At 74.4% G+C, this 18,915-nt stretch carries 16 protein-coding genes; 4 read left to right on the plus strand and 12 right to left on the minus strand.

Going from position 1 to position 18,915, the window contains the following annotated elements; translation table 11 throughout:
• Positions 1–24: 24 nt before the first annotated feature.
• The 9 genes from AB0F62_RS33425 to AB0F62_RS33465 form a co-directional block, all read right to left on the minus strand.
• A complete protein-coding gene (locus tag AB0F62_RS33425) occupies positions 25–2,571 on the minus strand; it encodes a SpoIIE family protein phosphatase (RefSeq protein WP_361808073.1) in 2,547 nt (848 codons plus the stop codon).
• Positions 2,572–2,788: 217 nt separating this feature from the next.
• Positions 2,789–5,410 carry a SpoIIE family protein phosphatase gene (locus AB0F62_RS33430; protein WP_361808076.1) on the minus strand — a complete coding sequence of 874 codons (2,622 nt, stop codon included), beginning with the start codon at positions 5,408–5,410 and terminating at the stop codon, positions 2,789–2,791.
• Positions 5,411–6,266: 856 nt separating this feature from the next.
• Positions 6,267–6,683, minus strand: coding sequence for a (deoxy)nucleoside triphosphate pyrophosphohydrolase (locus tag AB0F62_RS33435; RefSeq protein WP_361808079.1), 417 nt, complete (start codon positions 6,681–6,683; stop codon positions 6,267–6,269).
• Positions 6,684–6,710: 27 nt separating this feature from the next.
• On the minus strand, positions 6,711–6,878 hold the full coding sequence (locus tag AB0F62_RS33440) for an SPOR domain-containing protein (protein ID WP_361808082.1): 168 nt from the start codon (positions 6,876–6,878) through the stop codon (positions 6,711–6,713).
• Entirely contained in the window at positions 6,875–7,312 is a 438-nt protein-coding gene (locus tag AB0F62_RS33445) for an RpiB/LacA/LacB family sugar-phosphate isomerase (RefSeq protein WP_361808085.1), read from the minus strand. Before AB0F62_RS33445 ends, AB0F62_RS33440 begins: the two co-directional genes overlap by 4 nt.
• Positions 7,313–7,851: 539 nt before the next feature.
• On the minus strand, positions 7,852–8,607 hold the full coding sequence (locus tag AB0F62_RS33450; protein WP_361808088.1) for a GntR family transcriptional regulator: 756 nt from the start codon (positions 8,605–8,607) through the stop codon (positions 7,852–7,854).
• A 90-nt stretch (positions 8,608–8,697) separates the two neighbouring features.
• A complete protein-coding gene (locus AB0F62_RS33455) occupies positions 8,698–9,984 on the minus strand; it encodes a M14 family zinc carboxypeptidase (protein ID WP_361808091.1) in 1,287 nt (428 codons plus the stop codon).
• A 151-nt stretch (positions 9,985–10,135) separates the two neighbouring features.
• On the minus strand, positions 10,136–11,104 hold the full coding sequence (locus AB0F62_RS33460) for a hypothetical protein (protein ID WP_361808094.1): 969 nt from the start codon (positions 11,102–11,104) through the stop codon (positions 10,136–10,138).
• A gap of 152 nt (positions 11,105–11,256) precedes the next feature.
• Positions 11,257–12,297, minus strand: a complete 1,041-nt coding sequence (locus AB0F62_RS33465) for a carboxymuconolactone decarboxylase family protein (RefSeq protein ID WP_361808097.1) — start codon at positions 12,295–12,297, stop codon at positions 11,257–11,259.
• A gap of 212 nt (positions 12,298–12,509) precedes the next feature.
• On the opposite strand from AB0F62_RS33465, the gene AB0F62_RS33470 reads away from it, so the two are divergent.
• Both AB0F62_RS33470 and AB0F62_RS33475 read left to right on the plus strand, forming a co-directional pair.
• A complete protein-coding gene (locus AB0F62_RS33470; protein WP_361808101.1) occupies positions 12,510–13,715 on the plus strand; it encodes a sensor histidine kinase in 1,206 nt (401 codons plus the stop codon).
• The gene (locus AB0F62_RS33475; RefSeq protein WP_361808104.1) at positions 13,712–14,416 is read left to right on the plus strand and encodes a response regulator transcription factor; all 705 of its coding nucleotides are present in this window, start codon (positions 13,712–13,714) and stop codon (positions 14,414–14,416) included. The genes AB0F62_RS33470 and AB0F62_RS33475 overlap by 4 nt, the downstream gene beginning before the upstream one ends.
• Here AB0F62_RS33475 and AB0F62_RS33480 read toward each other — a convergent pair.
• On the minus strand, positions 14,355–15,425 hold the full coding sequence (locus tag AB0F62_RS33480; RefSeq protein ID WP_361808107.1) for a septum formation family protein: 1,071 nt from the start codon (positions 15,423–15,425) through the stop codon (positions 14,355–14,357). The genes AB0F62_RS33475 and AB0F62_RS33480 overlap by 62 nt on opposite strands.
• A 131-nt stretch (positions 15,426–15,556) precedes the next feature.
• On the opposite strand from AB0F62_RS33480, the gene AB0F62_RS33485 reads away from it, so the two are divergent.
• Together AB0F62_RS33485 and AB0F62_RS33490 are read left to right on the plus strand one after the other, a co-directional pair.
• Positions 15,557–16,711 (plus strand): SMI1/KNR4 family protein, encoded by a 1,155-nt coding sequence (locus AB0F62_RS33485; RefSeq protein ID WP_361808111.1) that lies wholly within the window; start codon positions 15,557–15,559, stop codon positions 16,709–16,711.
• Positions 16,708–17,202 (plus strand): hypothetical protein, encoded by a 495-nt coding sequence (locus tag AB0F62_RS33490; RefSeq protein ID WP_361808114.1) that lies wholly within the window; start codon positions 16,708–16,710, stop codon positions 17,200–17,202. Before AB0F62_RS33485 ends, AB0F62_RS33490 begins: the two co-directional genes overlap by 4 nt.
• A 30-nt stretch (positions 17,203–17,232) precedes the next feature.
• Here the strand turns inward: AB0F62_RS33490 and AB0F62_RS33495 are convergent, their stop codons facing one another.
• The gene (locus AB0F62_RS33495; protein ID WP_361808117.1) at positions 17,233–17,643 is read right to left on the minus strand and encodes a hypothetical protein; all 411 of its coding nucleotides are present in this window, start codon (positions 17,641–17,643) and stop codon (positions 17,233–17,235) included.
• Between the two features lie 143 nt (positions 17,644–17,786).
• Positions 17,787–18,875: a redox-regulated ATPase YchF gene (gene ychF / locus AB0F62_RS33500; protein ID WP_361808120.1), complete on the minus strand. Its 1,089-nt coding sequence runs from the start codon at positions 18,873–18,875 to the stop codon at positions 17,787–17,789.
• Positions 18,876–18,915 lie beyond the last annotated feature (40 nt).

The following is an 18,915-nucleotide window of genomic DNA, read 5'->3' on the forward strand; positions in this document are numbered from 1 at the left end:
CCTCCCCCGCGGTGGAGGCGCTGCTCAGAAGAGGCTGAGCAGCGCCTCTATCGTGTCCTCGCCCGTGCTGCCCTCGCCGTCCGAGGGCAGGTCCAGCTCGAACCACACCGTCTTGCCGCGGTGGGTGCGACGGGAGCCCCAGCGGGTGCTGAGCAGCGAGACCAGTTGCAGACCGCGGCCGCCCTCGTCGGTGGCCCGGGCGCGCCGGCGGCGCGGCTGGACCAGCGCGTCGTCCCAGACCTCGCAGACCAGCGTGCGGTCGCGCAGCAGACGCAGCCGGATGTCGCCCTGGCCGTGCCGCAGGGCGTTGGTGACCAGTTCGCTGACGAGCAGTTCCGTGGTGTCGACCAGGGCGGCCAGGTCCCAGGAGACCAGGCAGTCGCGGGCCAGTTCCCGGGCGCGGGCGACCGAACGCGGGGCGGGCTCCAGCGTCCAGTCGCCCACGGAGTCCGGGGGCAGGCCGTGGACGCGGGCCATCAGCAGCGCGATGTCGTCCTCGCCGTGGGCGGTGTCGAGCCGGGCGAGTATGTGGTCGCAGACGTCCTCCAGCGGGCGCTGGGGCTCGTCCAGGGCGGCGCGGAAGGCGCGCAGGCCCTCGTCCAGCGGGTGGTTGCGGGACTCGACCAGGCCGTCGGTGTAGAGGGCGAGGAGGGCACCGTCCGGCAGGTCGACCTCGACCTCCTCGAAGGGCTCGCCGCCGACGCCCAGCGGCATGCCGGTGGGCACCTCCAACATCATCGCCTGCTCGCCGGGTTCGACGAGGACCGGCGGCAGATGGCCGGCGTTGGCGATGGTGACCCGGCGGGTGATGGCGTCGTACACGGCGTAGACGCAGGTGGCGAGGTAGACCTCGGACAGATCCGAGGTGTCGGACTCCTTGCCGCGCCGGCTGCTGCGGCCGTCGCCGCTGCCGCCGAGGCCGCGGGCGACCTCGTCGAGGGCGGTGAGCACGTCGGCGGGCTCGATGTCCAGCAGGGCCAGGGTCCGGACGGCGGTGCGCAGTTCGCCCATGGCGACCGCGGCGCGCAGACCGCGGCCCATGACGTCGCCGACGACGAGCGCGGTGCGGTGGCCGGGGAGTTCGATGACGTCGAACCAGTCCCCGCCGACCTCCGTCTCCATGTTGCCGGGCAGGTAGCGGCAGGCGATGTCGAGCCCGGCGGCCTCGGGGTTGCCGGGCGGGAGCAGGCTGCGCTGCAGGATGAGCGCGCGTTCGTGCTCGCGCCGGTAGAGCCGGGCGTTGTCGATGAAGATCGCGGCGCGGGCGGCGAGTTCCTCGGCGAGCATCCGGTCGCGCTCGGAGAACGGTTCGCTGCCCTTGGCGCGGGCGAACTGCACCAGGCCCAGCACGGTGTCGCGGGCGACGACGGGCACCGCGAGGGTGGACTGGACGAGGCCGCCGCCGAGTTCGCCGAGCTCCACCTCCGGGTCGCCGCCGTCGGCGCCTATGACCTGGGTCTGCGCGGTGCGCAGGGCGCCCGCCCAGGGGGAGTTGAACGGGTAGCGGTGCACGGCCCCCACCGACACCGGGCCGCCGGCGTGGCCGCCGTCCAGCGGGGCCACGGGGGCGTCGGAGACGGCGCTGGCGAAGGCGACCCGGCGCACCTCGCCGCTGCCGTCGGCGGTGCCGACCGGACCCTCCTCGCCGACCAGCAGTGCCTGGTACAGGTCGACGGAGGCCAGGTCGCAGAAGTGCGGCACGGCGACGTCGAGCAGCTCGCGCGCCGTGGTCTCCAGGTCCAGGGAGCTGCCGATCCGCCGGCTCGCCTCGTTGAGCAGCGCCAGGTTGCGGCGGGTGTGCGCGGCCTCCCGCTCGGCGCGCTGGCGCCCGGTCACGTCCTGGGCGACTCCGGCCACGCCGATGGGGCGGCCGCTGCCACTGTGCAGCCGGTAGAGCGAGATCGCCCAGCGCCTGCGGTTGCCGGCGCCGGACGCAGCGGGAACGGTGCCGACGATCGTCATGTCCAGCACCGGGTCGCCGCTGTCGAGCACCTGCTTCAGCGCGGCGGTGAGCCGGTCGGCCTCGACCCGGGACAGGAAGTCGTGCGGGCTGCGTCCGTGGTGCTCGCCGGGGCTGCGGCCGAAGACGGTGGCGAAGCGCTGGTTGACCCGGAGCAGCTTCAGGTTGGTGTCGAAGAGGATGAAGCCCATCGGCGACTGGCCGAACACCGCCTGGGACGAGGCGAGATCGGTCTCGATCTGGCGCAGCACGCGGACGTCCACGGCGATGCACACCGCGCCGCGTCCGCCGCTCTCGCTGCGCGAGGGCATCACGTAGACCTCGGCCAGGCCCTCCTGGCCCGCCTTGTCGCGGTACGGGACGGTGCCGATCCACTCGCGCCCGTCGAGTATCTCCGCGATCCGCTCGTGCGCCCTGGTCCGGCGGTCCTCGGGGACGAAGGCGGTGATCGGGTCCTGTCCGAGCGCCTCGGCGGCGGACACGCCGAAGAACTCCTCGGCGCGCTCGCTCCACTGCTCGATCCGTCCGTCGGGACCGAGGGAGAACGAGGCGACCCTGATGTAGTCGTAGAGCGAGCCGGGCGGACTGGACTGCCAGGCGCTCCGGGTCATGGCCTCAGGGTTCCGGGGCCCCACAACCCCCGACGGCTCATCGCTCACGCCCGACCCCTCCAGCTCACACATACGGACCGGCTGGTGCCGAGTATTCAGCATTACCCCCGTTCCGCACATGCACTTGTCGATCACAGCATCATCTCGAGGCGTACGAATTCCGCCGACGCCCCACTTCAACTACCCTGCTCCGGCGCGCCGAACCGTGTGCGACCGGTCATCCCCCGAGGGCGCCGGCCGCGGTGGGCGAGGAGGGGAGCGCCAGCTCGAACCAGACCGTCTTGCCCAGCGGGCCGTGCCGGGTGCCCCAGCGCCGGGAGGCCCGGGCGACCAGTTGCAGACCGCGGCCGCCCTCGTCCTCCACCCCCGCGGCGCGCCGGCGGGGCGGGTCGGGCAGCGGGTCGGAGACCTCGACCAGCAGCGAGGTGCCGCGGACCATGCGCACCCCGATGGGCCCGTGGGCGTACCGCAGGGAGTTGGTGACGAGTTCGCTGACGAGGAGCACGGTGACGTCGGCCATCTCCCGCAGCCCCCAGTCCGCCAGGGTCTCCCGCACGCGCCGCCGCGCCCGGCGCACCGCGCTCGGCTCGGCCGTGAACGTCCAGTGGGCGGTGCTGCCCTCCGGAAGGCCGCCGAGCCGGGCCATCAGCAGGGCCACGTCGTCGGGTTCACGGCCCTGGGCGAGGGTGGCCAGCAGGTCGTCGCAGGCCTCCTCCAGCGAGCGCAGGGGACGCCGGCCGAGCACCGAGCGGATCCGGTCCATACCGGTCCCGATGTCCTCGCCGCGCGCCTCGACCAGGCCGTCGGTGTAGAGCACCAGCACGGAGGAGTCGGGGACGTCCAGCTCGACCGACTCGAACTCCACGCCGCCCACGCCGAGCGGCACCCCCGCCGGGGAGTCCAGCAGCCGTGCCTCGCCCGCCCCGTGGGGCCGGGGTTCCACCAGTACCGGCGGCGGGTGCCCGGCGCGGGCCACGGCGAGCCGCCGGGTCGAGGGGTCGTAGACGGCGTAGACGCAGGTCGCGGTCCAGCCCTCGGCGGTGCCCGCGGCGAGGTCGTCCCCCAGGTCGTCGACCCGGCGCAGCAGTTCCTCCGGCGCCATCTCCAGGGCGGCCAGGGTCCGTACGGCGGTGCGCAGCCGGCCCATCGTGGCGGCCGCGCGCAGACCGTGGCCGATGACGTCCCCGACGACCAGCGCGACCCGGCCGCCGGCGAGCGGGATGACGTCGAACCAGTCGCCGCCCGCGGCCGCCCCGGTGCTGCCGGGCACATAGCGGAAGGCGAGGTCGACCCCGGGCGGCTCGGGCACGCTCCGCGGCAGCAGGCTGCGCTGCAGCATCAGGGCGCCCTCGCGTTCGCGGATGTAGAGGCGGGCGTTGTCCAGCGCGGCGGCGGAGCGGTCGCACAGCTCCATGGCGAGGGCGACGTCGTCCTCGTCGAAGGGTTCGCGCCCGCCGGCCCGGCTGACGACCAGCAGGCCGAGGACGATGCCGCGGGCCCGCAGGGGGGCCACCATCAGCGAGTGGATGCCCAGGTCCAGGGCGGCCTGCACCTTGGGGTCGCCGGGGAAGGTGGCGATGGTGTCGCGCAGTTCGTCGGCGCTGCGCACCAGCGCCGGCCGGGCGCTGTGGAGCACGGAGCCGAAGACGGACGCCCGGTCGACCTCGATGACCTTGCCGATGCCGAGCATCCGGTCGACGAGCGGGCCCTCCTTGATCGCTCCGATGCCGAGCTGGCGCATCCCGGTCCGCTCCCCGTACGGCGCGCCGGGCAGTTCCCCGCCGTCCGGGACGGCCGCGTGCAGGATCACCCCGCTGTAGTCGCCGAACCGCGGCACCACCGTGCGGGCCAGGCGCTCGGCGATCCGCCGCACGTCCAGCAGGTCCGCCAGGCGTGAGCCGACGTCGTTGAGCAACGCCAGCCGGCGCCGGTTGCGTTCGATCTTCTCGGCGCTCTGCTGCCGCTCCGTCACGTCCATCACGGTGCAGCTGATGCCCAGCACCCGGCCCGCCCGGTCCTCCAGCCGGTGGTAGGACACCGACCGCCAGCCGCCGGCCGGGCCCGGCACCACGACGTCGATGACCGCGCGCCCGGTGGCCAGCACGTGCCGCTGCAGGGTGGCGAGCTCCTCGGCGGCCTCGGCGGCCACGATCTCCTCGACACGGTGGCCGAGGGTCTCCTCGGCGGGGACGCCGTTCATCCGGGCGAGGGCCTCGTTGACCCGGACGTAGCGGAGCTCGGTATCGAAGATGGCGACGCCGAGGGGCGAGGAGTCGAAGAGCGAGTCCAGTGCCGCCAGGTCGTGCTCCATGCTGCGGATCCGGCTGGTCTCGGCGATCGACACCAGGACGAAGGGCCGCCCGTCGCCGTCCACGAGCAGCGACGCCCGCGCCTCGATCTGGACCCGGTGGCCGTCGCGGTGCCGGACCGAGAGGATGCCGTCCCAGCGGCCCGAGCGCAGCAGGTCGGCGAGGATGCGCTCGGCGGGGCCTGGCCGGGGCACGGAGGTCGCCCGCCGCGCGGCGGGCGGTGCCGCCCGCGGCCCGTCCTCCCCCGGGTCGATCAGTACGGAGACCCGGCGGCCGACGATGTGCTCGCCGGCCCAGCCGAGCATCTCCTCCGCCAGGGGGCTCCAGAGCAGGACGCGGCCGGAGGTGTCGAGCATGACGACGGCCAGCCGCAAGGTGTCGAGGAGCGTCCCGGACGCCGTGGTCCCTCCAGGCACCGGCTCGGCAGCGGGCCCGGGCTGGAGCCCGGCGTGGGCGCGCGCGTGCGCGGCCGCGGACTCAGGGTGTCCCGGGTCCTCGCCCTTCCCTGTGCCGCCCTCGCTCCCGCTCACGTGTGGGGACCCCAGACCATTGCGGGGCCACCGGCTGCCGGCCGGCGGACCATCGGTGGATCAATCCCCCCATACCCGATATTCCGCGCCGCGTATCCCGCCCGGGGGTGCCGCGGAGGCGTCGCGGAGGCGCCGCGGGGTGGTCCGCCCTTCGGGCGTAAAGACGCGGGCTGCGGACGGGAGGGGTGGAGGCGGGGCCCGCGTGGCAGTGTGCGGGTGGGTGCGTGGTCGGGGTTCAGGCTCCGGAGCGGGGTCCGTTGTTCATGGGCGCGGGTCTCGTTTCCGTCCGCGGGTATAGATGGCCGGTTGCGACGCCCACCGTTCGTGGGTGGCGCGCCTGCCGTAACCCGCGTCTGCGGGTGATTCCCCTTGTGGGCGACGGGCTTGGGGGTGACTTTGCGAGATCGGGCTCTGTTCCGCCGAACACAGTCGGCGAAAGCGGGCCCGATCTCCCCTGGCTCACAGATCGGGCTCTGTTCCGCCGAACATATCGGCGAAAGCGAGCCCGATGTCCCGCCAACCGCTCGACAGCACCTCGAAGCAGGCGCAGACGCCGGTGACGGCGGGCGCGCCCACCACCTGCAGTAGGCGTGGAAGCGGCCATCTATACCCGCGGACGGCAACGAGACCCCAGCCGCCGGACAGGGAACCCGCTCCGGCGCCTGAACCCCGACCACGCACCCACCCGCACACTGCCACGCGGGCCCCAGACCGGCACCCTCCCGTCCGCAGCCCGCCGCTGTGCGACCGAAGGGAGCGAGACGAACCCGCACCCGACCGCCCACCCCGCCCATCGACCCGATGCGCGCCGCGTGATCCGCGGTGCGTGATCCGCGGTGCGTGATCCGCGGTGCGGTCAGCCCGGGCCCGGACCCTCGGCCGCCCGGGCCGCCGCCCAGGTCGCCGCGGGGCGGTCCTGGTCGAGCCAGTCGACCTCGTCGAGGCGGTCGGGGGTGAGCCAGCGCAGCTCGTCGTGGTCCTCCAGCGGCAGGGGCTCGCCCGAGACGATGCGGGCGGTCCACACCTGCAGGACGTACCCCGGCTTGAGCGGCCACTCGCCGGGCACCCGCTCCAGGGCCTCGGCCTCCACGCCCAGTTCCTCGCGGAGCTCGCGCGCCAGGGCCTGCGGCGCGGTCTCACCGGGTTCGAGCTTGCCGCCCGGCAGCTCCCAGCGCCCCGCCAGCTCCGGGGGCGCGCTGCGCCGGGCCGCCAGCAGCCTGCCCCGGTCGAGCACGGCCGCGCCGACCACCACCGTCACGTCGCGCGTCGTCATGGGCGGCACCCTATCCGTGGCCCGCGGCTACGACGCGCGGCGGTCGATCCGCTCGATGAGGTAGAGCTGCTTGTGGCCGCGTGCGTCCAGGGTGTCGGCGACGCGCTCGGCCTCCTGCCGGGTGGCGTAGCGGCCGACGCGGTAGCGGTTGCCGTTGTCGTCCTGACGTATGACGACCCAGACCAGCTCGCTCATCGGATCTCCTCCAGGTGCGCCACGTTGGCCCGGTCGTCGTCCTCGCCGCTCGGGGCGCCGGCGAACCAGGCGTCCAGGATCTCCTTGAGCAGGGGCTCGCTGGTCAGGCGCAGGCTCAGGGCGAGCGCGTTGGCGTCGTTCCACGTGCGGGCGCCGTCTGCGGAGTACGCGTCGACGCACAGGGCGGCGCGCACGCCGGGCACCTTGTTGGCCGCGATGGAGGCGCCCGTGCCCGTCCAGCAGCACACGACGGCCTGGTCGGCCCGGCCCTCCGCCAGATCCCGGGCGGCGCTCTCGGCGCTCCAGGCCCAGTCCTTGCGGTCGCCCGCGCGAAGCGCGCCGTAGGCGGTGACGGTGTGTCCGCGGCGGCGCAGTTCGTCGACGACCAGCCGCGCGACCGGCTCGTCCATGTCCGAGGAAACGGCGATGCGCATATGCCGGAGCCTACGCCCGAACGTGACGCGCCGGACACGTTCGGGCAGTATTCGACTCGATCGGGCCATGTTCGAATGGGAGTTGACTCAGAAGGGACTCTCTCGCGAGCCCCCCGTGCCTCGGTGTGCGCCCCGGCGCCGCCCCCACGGACCGCGCCCCCTCGGCGCCGCCGGAATCCCCCGCTCACCAGCGGGGTTGCCGGTGTGCGCGGCGCGGCGGCCGGCACCCGGACCGGGGCACCGCGGACGGTCCGGCGGGCGGTCCGGGCCCCGTGGACCGGGTGGCGCGCGCGTCAGGGCCGTTCGCACGCCGTCTCGCGGACCGCTCAGGTGTACGCGGGCGCGGGCTCCGCGGCGCCGGCGTACGCCCGGGATCCGGTGGCTGGGGAAGCCCGCGCACAGCACCGGCATGACGGAGGCTCAGCCCGGCGGCCGCGGCGGCCGCGGCGGCCCCGGGGTCCCGGCGAGATCGGCGATGGCGGCCGCGATCCGGGCGGCACGGCGCCGCCCGGTCTCCCCGGCCGCGCCTCAGGCAGCGGTCACTTGACCGGCATCCGGTACGACACGCGGTAGCGGTCGGCCGGGATGACGATGTCGGCCGTCTCCACGGGCAGCCCCGACGCGTAGTACGTACGGCGGATCTCGATGACCACATGCCCGGGCACCCCGCCCAGGACCGCCGTCTCCTCCGCGAGGCCGGGCCGCGCGCCGACGTCCTCGGCCACGTTGTCCACCACGATGTCGAGCGCCGCCATGCGCTCCACCACGCCCTGCCCGGCCAGGGGGCCCTCCTCCGGCAGCAGCACCGGCGAGCGCCCGGTCACCGACAGCGGCTCCCAGGAGGTGGCGAGCATCATCGGCTCGCCCTCCGCCCGGTAGAGGTAGCGCGTGCGCATCACCCGGTCGCCGGGCTTGACGCCCAGCCGCTCGGCGATCCGCGCACTGGCCGAGTCCTGGAAGCTGTTCGACTCCCAGGTGCCCTTGAAGCCCTCGTCGGCCTGCTCCTGCCGGAACGGCGTCGCCTGGCCGCTGCCCGGCCGGTAGCCCGTGCGCACGATCAGCCGCGGGTCGGGGCGCTCGCGCACATACGTCCCCGATCCGGAACGGCCCTCCACGAAGCCCTCGGCCATCAGCACCTTGCGGGCTTCCAGGGCGACGGTGTCCGAGACCCCGTACTCCGCGCGGATGCGCGCCTGGGAGGGCAGGCGGGTGTGGGGAGGGAGGCTGCCGTCGAGGATCTTCCGGCGGAGATCCTCGGCGACGCGCAGGTACGCGGGCTGTTCACCGAAAGGCACGTGCCCCTCCCTCGGATTGACTGTGTGCAACAGCTTGACAACTCAGGGTTGCCACCCGCAAGCCTTCCCCAAGGCTTTACCTCCATCGCGTCACCCGGGCAGCAGATCGAAGGCCGCCAGCACCACCCGGGCGTGCTGCTCCGCCTGGTGGCGCACCGGGATCCAGCGGGCCCGGTGGGCGGTCTCATACGCGTCGCACCAGTCGACGACCAGGCGCTCCAGCAGCTCCCGCACGCCCGCCAGGGGCGCCGGCGCCGCGTCCACGGTACGGGCCGCCCGCAGCAGCATCGCGGCGGCGCGCAGCGGCAGTCGCTGCGCGTAGATCTCGACGCTGCTCACCCGGGCCCGGGTCATCGGGGGCAGCGGCGGCGCGGCCGTCGTGCGCAGCGCCGGGTCCCAGTCGGCGGCGAGCGCCGGACCGACCGCGACGATCTCCTGCGCGGCGCGCAGCAACGGGCCGCCGTCCCCGGGCAGATAGGGACGCACCTCCCCGATCAGCCCGCCGACCGTGAGGCTGGCCCGGCGCAGCGCCACCCCCGCGGTGCGCAGCGCTCCGTCGGCGCCCGGGTGCGGTGAGGTGTCGGCCGCGCGGTCGCACGCCCACATGGGCACCTCGGCGATCGCGGTGACGCCGCCGTACCGGTGGGCGTACGTCCAGGTGGAGTTGGAGGCGTCCTCGCGCGGGCCGCCGGGCGGCGGCAGCACGTACACGCCGGGGCCGGGGCTCGGCCAGTGGAAGGCGTCGGACGAACCGGCCTCCAGCGGGATGTCGAACTCGGCGGCGGACTTGGCGATCCGCTCGGCGAGCCGCGGGATGTCCCGGGTCACCTGGATGAAGCTGCCCCCGACGTCGATGCCGTGCAGCGAGCAGTGCAGCACCGGCCGCAGCTCGTCGATGACCGAGATCAGCGCGCGGGTCTCGGGCAGCACCCCGTCCATCCTGCCGTCGTCCGGCAGCCACTCGGGCTGTTCGGCGGCGCGCGGGCGGAAGAAGTGCCGGTAGTGGCCGAGCATGGTGAACCGGCCGTCCGGGACGGCCTCGTTGAGCCGGGCGCCGTCCGGGTCCGCGCAGAGCAGGAAGTGCCAGGACGTGTCGACGCCGTCGCGCAGCACGGGGTCGGCGGTGACCCGCCGGGCCAGCAGCAGCGCGGTGGCCCCGCCGACCATCTCGTTGGCGTGCGGGCCGGCCACCACCAGGACGTTGCGCGACCCGTGGCCGACGGAGAGCAGCAGCAGCGGCTCCCCGGCCCGGGACAGTCCCACCGTGCGCAGCCGGCACACGTCGGGCCGGCGCAGTGCCAGGGCCCTGGCCGCCGCGGCGACCTCGTCCACGGTCGGGTAGCGCTCGCCGACCACGGTCTCCCCCGGAGATGTCATGCAGCCCCCCGCATCGGTCCCAACGGTCAGGTTCGGATTGTTCCAATCCGTACTGACCCGGGGCTAGAGCGCGTAAGGGGCCGTCCGGCCCCTATACGACGGAGGGGTACGGCCGCGACGGCGGCCGTACCCCTCCTCCGCTCTGCGGGTGTCAGTGCCGGCGGGCGGCCTGACGGCGACGGGTCGCGAGGACCACACCGCCACCGGCGGCCAGCAGCACGGCCGCGACGGCCGCGAGCGTGCCGACGTTGCCGCCACCGGTCTCGGCGAGGTCACCGGAGCCGCCGTTGGGGGACTCGGAGGTCTCGGCCTCGACGGACCCGGACGGCGACGCGGACGCGGACGCGGAGGCCGACTCCGAGGCCGGGGCGGTGGCCGAGGGGGTCTCGGTCGCGGCGGGGGTGGTCTCCTCGCCGGCCGGGGTGGTCTCGTCACCGGCGGGGGTGGTCTCGTCGTCCGACGGGGTGGTCGGGGTGGAGGTGGCCGGGGTGGTCGGGACGGTCTGCGTGGTGCAGTCCTTCGTGCCGCCGTTCCACCAGGCGATCTTCTTGTCGCCGATGACCGCGTGGTTCGGGCCCTCGGGCAGGTCGCCGTGCTCGTAGCCGTCGTTGGCGTCCAGGACGCCGTCGTACTTCGTGTTGCCGTAGTAGAGGTCGACCTGCGCGAAGCAGGTGACGTCCGGCACCGCCACGTCGAGCGTGTCGGTCCCCCGGTCGATCTTCACGGTGTCCCAGTCGTGGAAGACCTGCTTGCCGGAGGTCTGGAAGGTGGGGCCGTGGGTGCGGTACGTGGCGAGGGAGACGGTGCAGGACGAGGAGCCGTCCGCGACCCGGACCTTGACGTGGACCTTGCCGTCCTCGCCGGGCTTCAGGTTCACGTCGTCGACCTTGACCGACGAGTACCAGGCCGTACCGTCGAGCGAGAACTCGCAGCGGTCGGTGGTGGTCTTGGTGCCGCCGCCCTGTCCGGGCTTGTATCCGTGGTGGCCGCCCTTGTCCCAGCCCTTGCCGCCCGGGCAGTTGCCGGCCCAGGCGGAGGTGGCCCCCATGGCGGAGAGGGCGACGGCCGCGGCGCTCACGCCCAGCAGCCGTCCGACGGTGACACGTCGCGATATGGACATGCAGAACCCAATCTTGGCGTTGCGTAGCCCGGTCCACGCGACTGACGGCAGCCCTCCCCGTATGTGAGCAGGCCGAGGCGTCACCGGGCGAGTGGTCGAAGTGCACACGGGGCTCATCGGCCCCAGTGGCACCACGCATCGTCGTGGGTCTGTCAATGGGCTGTCAACCTGGGGCGGTGCAAAGCCTCGTGAACGGAGGTTTCGATCCGGCCCACCGCGGTCATCGCCCCGAACGCCAGCACCCGCACCAGGTCGGCGTCGTACGGGTCGGGGTCGGCGGTGCGCCAGGCCTCGGCGTCCGCCTGCGTGATCCGGTACGGGGCGAGAGCGGCGAGCAACGCCAGCCGGGCGGCGGGGCGTTCGGCGGCCGGGACCCCGGCGAGCGGCACGGCGGTCCAGTCGCCGCCGAGCGGCGGATGCGTGCCGTCCCAGGCGTCGACAGCGGCCACGACCGCCTCGCGGGCCGCCTCGCCGACCCGTTGCGCGCCCACGGCGGCGGCCCGCCGCAGCGCGGCGAAGGCGGTGCCCACCGGAGCGTCCGCGGCCCACTCCGGCGTCGGCCCGACCGGTCCGCGCAGCAGCGGCAGACTGGCGCCGGCCGGCAGCGACTTGCGGACGGTACGGGCCAGCGCCCGGCCGCCGAGGCTGCGCACCAGGCGCAGCCGCTGCAGCCCGCCGGGGAGCATGTCCTCGGTCAGCAGGGCGGACACCATGCGGTTGACGAAGTGGAAGGCCAGCGCGGTGCCGACGAACTCCGGGGCGTGCGCCGGGGCGAAGGGACGCGCCGCCGCCCCTGGCCCACCGGGGATCGCGGTCGCCCTGCCCCAGGCCACCATCGCGGCCCGCGCGGGGTCGTCGGGTGTGCCGCCGCGGGCGACCGTCTCGGCGAGCCGGTGGTCACCGGTGGCGTGCAGCAGGACGGTGTGCGCGTCCACGCAGAACGGGCAGCGGTTCGCCGCCGACACCCCCAGGGCGACCAGCTCCTTGTCGGTGCGCGAGGCGCGGCCGGCCAGCAGCGACTCCCGCAGCACGGCCCAGGTCGCCGCCAGCAGGTCGGGGGCCGCGGACAGCGCCACGAAGGTGGGTGCGCGCCCGATGCCGAAGTCGGCGGCCAGCTGGGCGTAGACCTCGGCGGTCCGGCCCGTGGCGTCGCCGGGCGGCGCGGGAGTGGTGAGACGGAAAGGCGTGGCCATGGCCGGGCCTCCTCGCTGACGGCTTCTGGACGAACGGCGTTCTCGACCGCTCGATCCTGGCCGCCGCGGGGTGTCCGGGTCGTCGTACGGGGGAAGTGAGCCGCCTCTGCTCCGGTGGCCGGGGCCGCGGGCGGGACTACTCCGCCGGGAGTAGCCCCGGAGCCGTCTTCGGGGAGGACGTGCCGCCCCGCGGGGCGGCGTAGGGTGCCCGCATGGGTGGCACGCTGATCGGGCGTCAGGGGTGGGCCGGGCTGCGGGGGTGGCGGGGCGCCGCCTTCGACGGGGCGCTGGGCGCGGTCCTGGCCGCCGACGTCCTGCTGCTGCCCGGGGTGCCGCGGCCCTCCGGCGCCCTCGACCTCGCGCTCGCCCTGGTGGGTGCGCTGGCGGTGGCCGGGAGCCGCCGCCGGCCCACGGCGGCACTCCTGCTCTGCACCGGCTGCATGCTGGCGTACGCGCTGCGGGTGCACCCCGGGCCCTCGGCGGCCTTCCCCGTACTGGTCGCGGTGCACATGGCGGTCAGGGCCGGCGGGAAGCGGCTGCCGGTACAGCTGTCGGCCCTGGCCTTCCTGGCCGGCTACCTCGCCTCCGGGCAGCCCGCGCCGACGGCGGCGCAGTCCACCGCCCTGCTGCTCGGCTGGTTCCTGGCCTCGGTCGCCATGGCGGTGGTGAGCCGGCACCGGCGGGCGTATCTGGAGCAGCTGGAGCGACGCGCACTGGACGCCGAACGCACCCGGGAGGAGGCCGCGCTGCGCCGGGCCGGTGAGGAACGGCTGCGGATCGCCCGGGAGTTGCACGACTCGCTCACCCACAGCATCTCGATCATCAAGCTGCAGGCCGGCGTCGCCGTCCACCTGGCCCGCAAGCGCGGCGAGGAGGTGCCCGAGGCGCTGCTGGCGATCCAGGAGGCGAGCGGCGAGGCGATGCGGGAGCTGCGCGCGACCCTGGAGGTGCTGCGCGGTACCGGCGGCGGCTACGGCCTGGACCGGATCGAGGACCTGGTGGAGCGCTCCCGCACGGCCGGGCTGCCGACCAGCGTCACGGTCACCGGACGCGAACGCCCGCTGGCCGACGGCGTCGACCGGGCCGCCTACCGCATCGTCCAGGAGGCCCTCACCAACGTCACCCGGCACGCCGGGCCGCAGCCGCGCGCCGCCGTCCGCATCGAGTACGGCGACCGGGAACTGGTCGTCCAGATCGACGACGACGGCACGGCCTCCCCCGGGGACGGCCCGGTGCCCGGGGTCGGGCTGACCGGGATGCGGGAGCGGGTGAGCGCGCTCGGCGGGCGGCTGAGGACCGGGCCGCGCCCCGAGGGCGGCTTCACCGTACGGGCCGAACTCCCCCTGGAAGCGCTGCCGTCGGCCGGGGCCCGGGCCGAGGGCGATCCGGCCGGGGTGCCGCTGGAGGGTGTGTCGTGATCCGCGTGCTGATCGTCGACGACCAGGCGCTGATGCGGGCCGGCTTCCGCGCCCTCCTCGACGCCGAGGAGGGCATCGAGGTCGTGGCCGAGGCGGGCGACGGGCAGCAGGGCGTCGAACTCGCCCGGCGTCATGTGCCCGACGTCGTCCTCCTCGACGTCCAGATGCCGGTGCTCGACGGGATCGGCGCGACCCGGCTGATCGCCGCCGACCCGCGGCTGGCCGGGGTGCACGTGGTCATCCTGACCAACTACGGCCTGGACGAGTACGTCTTCGACGCGCTGCGCGCCGGGGCCAGCGGCTTCCTGCTGAAGGACACCGAGCCCGCCGACCTCGTCCAGGCCATCCACGTCGCCGAACGCGGCGACGCCCTGCTCTCGCCCGCCATCACCCGCAGACTGATCGGCGAGTTCGTCTCCCGGCCGCCGGACGCCACGCACGCGGCGGGCCTGGAGGCGCTGACCAACCGGGAGCGCGAGGTGCTCGCGCTCGTCGCCCGGGGGCTCAGCAACGACGAGGTCGCCGAGCGCATGGTCATCAGCCCGCTGACCGCCAAGACCCACGTCAGCCGGGCCATGACCAAGCTGGGCGCCCGCGACCGCGCCCAACTGGTCGTCTACGCCTACGAGTCCGGGCTGATCACACCGAAGGGTTCGCCGCCGCGACCCTCGTGGCCAGCCCCAGCGCCTCGCGTGCCCTGACCGCGTGGTCGCGGCCGGTGTGGGAGTCCGCGGCCTCGTAGTGCTCGTAGAACGCGTCGGCGTCCTCCGCCGCGGCGGCCTTCTCCCAGTGCGTGCGCGCCCTCCCGGCCTCCGCCACGAGCGCGGTGACCGCTTTCCCGGCGTCGGCCGGCCATCTGTGGCCGTCGAGCGCGCGGGCCTCCTCGGCCAGGGCGCGCGTGACCTCTCCCGCCCACTTCCGATAGCCCTCGAGGTCGTCCTCGACGTGCTCCGTGTCCGGCCCGGCGGCCATGGCCTCCTCCCGGGCGTTGACGGCCTCCAGATAGGCGACCTGGTGGGGGTCAAGCATGCTCGCGTCCTGCCGCAGCGAGCCCTCGAGAGTGCCCTGCTCCTTGCCGAAGACACAGGTCACGTCGCGGTCGCCGTGCTTCCAGCTTTTCCGGTCCGGTGAGTAGTAGTAGACCTTGACGTCCGCCGGCACCGCCCAGGTGTCCATGGCGTAGCCGTCGGCCAGGCCCCGGCAGCGGTCCTCCACGAGGTCCCGGAGCACCGCGTCGCCGGGGAAACCCCCGCTTTGGTCCAGCCGGAAGACCCCGACCACCTCGCCGGCGTGCTCCGCCGCGCAGGGCACGGACTCCATGGCGCCGGTCGCACGCTCCAGGCCGCCGCCGGGAACCTCGAAGCAGTCGCCCTCGTCGAGCGAGAGGCCGCCGCGGTCCGACGCCCCGCCCCCCGCGCCCTGCTTGAAGTCCGTCAGGAGGCCCCCTCCCCCGATGAGCACGACGCCGCAGACCAGCGTGCCGATGAGCGACAGCACCAGGCCGGTCTGGGCCATCCGCCTGCCGCGCGCGCCCGTCCGGTTGATCTGCGTCAGCGCGATGGCCCCCAGGACGACGCCGACCAGCGGGACCATGCACAGCAGGAGCCCGGACAGCAGCGCCGCGATCGCGAACCCGTTCAGCGGCGGTCGCCGCGACCCGGGCGGGAGCGACGGCGGCTGGGGGTGGTACGGATACGGCGGCGGCTGCACGAACGGCTCCTCGGGGACGGTCGGCGTGGCGAACAGCCGCGCGAATATATCCCGAACCGTTCCCCGCGCGGTCGGCGGCCGCCGTTACGCTTGCCGCGGCCGGGTACAGACGCCCGAGGGGGGGAGCCACGATGTCCGCAGCCGCGGCCGAACAGGCATGGGACCGCATCGACGTGTGGCTTGCCGCCCACGCCCCGGCGACCTTCGCCCTGCTCCGCCCGCCCGCGTCGGAAGAGGAGGTCGCCGCGGTGCAGCGGCGCATGGGCATCACCTTCCCGCCGGACCTGGTGGCCACCCTGCGCCGGCACGACGGGGCGGCCGGGGATTTCTCCCTGCCGACGCAGGACCGCCTGCTCGGCACAGGCGGGTGCGAGGAGCGGTCCGGGTTCCTGCGCGGCATGCTGACCGAGGTACTCGACGAGGACGCGGACGACGAGGAGGACGACGGCGCCTACTGGCACCGGCACTTCGTGCAGTTCGCCTCCTACGTCATCACCGCGGACGGCCTGACCGTGGACTGCCGTCCCGGCCCGTCCTTCGGCGCGGTCGGCCGCTTCTTCGACGAGTCCGGCACGGACTTCGGCCATGCCCCGTCGCTGGGTGCGTACCTGAGCGACGTGGCGGACAGCCTGGAGCGCGGGCTGCCCTTCCAGGGCGGCCGGACCTGGCCCGTCGTCAACGACGGCATCCTGGAGTGGGACGACTCCGAGCGCGCCCACCCCGCGTGGGGCGATCCGTCGGACCCGCTGCCCTCCGCCGACGACGCCTCACTGCCGCCGTTGCCGCCGAGCGGCTCCGCGGAGCCGCTGCGTGCCGTCCACGTGCGCAGGCTGGGCGCTCTCGGCGCGCTGGTGGCCACGCTGCCGCGCGGGACGGTCGCCACCGCCGCGGCCCGCCAGATGCGGCGGCTGGCCGACGAGACGGGCCTCGCCCGGTACCCCGAGGTCGCCGCGGCCCTGGACGCCCTCGGCGGCGGCCGGCCCGTCGGACTCACCGGGACCGGTCCGCTCGGGCTCAGGCTGCGCCAGGTCCGCCGCGAGGCGTCCGCCCACCACGACGGCGTCCGCGGGCAGGCCGTGCTGTGCCTCGTACTGCTCCTCACCGACCTGCCGCACCGGGCGCTGGTGAGGACGGCCGACGTCCGTTCCCGGATCTCCCCCGGCTGGCGCGCCGCGCTTCACGCCGACCTCGGCTGCCCTCCGCTGCCGCCGGAGCCGGACGACGCCTTCTGGGCGGCAGTGGACAACCCCGCGATCGACGCGGGCGGTCAGGGGACGGGCGCATGACGGCACGACGGACGGTACTGGCCGCGGGTGCGGCACTGCTCGCGACCGGGTGCGCCTCACGGCGTCCGGAGGCGGAGCGGCGCAAGGCCGCGGAGGGGCCGGTGCGAACCGACGCCGCCCCGCTGGAACGGCGGTTCCCGCTGCTGGGGCGGCTCCACGGCGCCCACTGGCTGGGGTACGACCTCGTGGGCGGCAACGACGGGAGGTGGGTTCCCGGTCCGTCCGACATCCGGGTGGTCGGCGTCGCCGCCCTCGTCGACGGCCGGTTCGCCGCGCTCACCGCCCGCCACGCCTTCAGCCCGGCGCACCTGCCCGTACTCCCGGACCGGCTCGCCGGCTTCCTCCCGGCGGACGCGCGGTGGCTGCGGAGCGGCTCCTTCGACACCGAGATCACCGCGGACGCCTACAGCGGCTCCTTCTTCCTGTCCGAGGCCCGGGGGCTGGTCTGCTTCGACAGCGTCAACCCCGTGGCCGCCGCCCCGTCCCCGTAGACCGGGTCGCCCGCCGAGGGGGCCGGTGCGTCAGGACGACGTGCAGAGCGTCTTCTCCAGCACCTCGTTGATGGCCTTCGCCTGTTCCTCGGTGATCCGGTGGCCGGCGCCGCCGAAGCGCGACTGGGCGGCGGCCACCGCGTTGCCGCCGCCGGTGATGGTGGCGCACTGCTGGCGCGCGTTGCCGACGGCCTTGTCCGCGTCGGCGGCCAGCGCCGGGTCGAGGGCCTTGAGCGCCGCGAGGAGCGCGGCACGCTTGGCCCCGGTCGGCTCCTCGGGGATGCCCTCGCCGATGTCCGGCACCTTCGAACCGGACGCCTCGACGGACGGCGTGGCACCTCCGTCGGGCTTGCCGCTGGACTCGTCGGTGCCGGAGCTGCAGGCGGGGACCGCGAGGAGCACGGCCGCGATGAGCATTCCGGCGCTGAGGCGTGTACGCATGCCCGCCATGGTGGCGCCCGGCGCCCCCGGCTCCGGCCGGTGCGCGGTTTCCGTCGCCGTGCTGTGACCTACGGGACGACGAAGGGCCGGACCCCGGAAGGCCCGGCCCGCACGTCGCAGGGGATGTGGGATCCGCTGTCGAATCACACGTTGAAGCGGAACTCCACGACGTCGCCGTCCTGCATGACGTAGTCCTTGCCCTCCATGCGGGCCTTGCCCTTGGCGCGGGCCTCGGGGATGGAACCGCACTCCACCAGGTCGCCGAAGGAGACGATCTCCGCCTTGATGAAGCCCTTCTGGAAGTCGGTGTGGATGACACCGGCGGCCTCGGGGGCGGTGGCGCCCTTCTTGATCGTCCAGGCGCGGGCCTCCTTGGGGCCCGCGGTCAGGTAGGTCTGCAGACCGAGGGTGTCGAAGCCGACCCGGGCGAGCGTGGCGAGGCCGGGCTCCTCCTGGCCCATGGACTGCAGCAGCTCGAGGGCCTCCTCGTCGTCCAGCTCGATCAGCTCGGACTCGATCTTGGCGTTGAGGAAGATCGCCTCGGCCGGGGCGACCAGGGCGCGCTGCTCGGCCTTGAAGGCGTCGTCGGTCAGCTCGTCCTCGTCGACGTTGAAGACGTAGAGGAAGGGCTTGGTGGTCAGCAGGTGCAGCTCGTGCAGGAGGCCGGCCTTCTCCGTGCCGGCGGTGATGCCGGCGGAGAACAGGGTGCGGCCGTCCTCGAGGATCTGCTGGGCCTCCTGGACGGCGGCGAGCACCGCCGCCTTCTCCTTCTGCAGGCGCGCGTCCTTGGTCAGCCGCGGCAGGACCTTCTCGATGGTCTGCAGGTCGGCGAGGATCAGCTCGGTGTTGATCGTCTCGATGTCGTCCTTGGGGGACACCTTGCCGTCGACGTGGACCACGTCCGGGTCGACGAAGGCCCGGATGACCTGGCAGATCGCGTCGGACTCGCGGATGTTCGCGAGGAACTTGTTGCCCAGGCCGGCGCCCTCGCTGGCGCCGCGGACGATGCCCGCGATGTCGACGAAGTCGACGGTCGCCGGGAGCTTGCGCTGCGAGTCGAAGATCTCGGCGAGCTTGTCCAGGCGGGGGTCCGGGACGCCGACGACACCGACGTTGGGCTCGATCGTGGCGAACGGGTAGTTGGCCGCCAGCACGTCGTTCTTGGTCAAGGCGTTGAACAGGGTCGACTTGCCGACGTTCGGCAGGCCGACGATTCCGATCGTGAGCGACACGTGGCGACTTCCCGTAGCGAGAGGTGGGTGGAAGGGCCGC

The organism is Streptomyces sp. NPDC026673 (assembly GCF_040638135.1).
Lineage (GTDB): Bacteria > Actinomycetota > Actinomycetes > Streptomycetales > Streptomycetaceae > Actinacidiphila.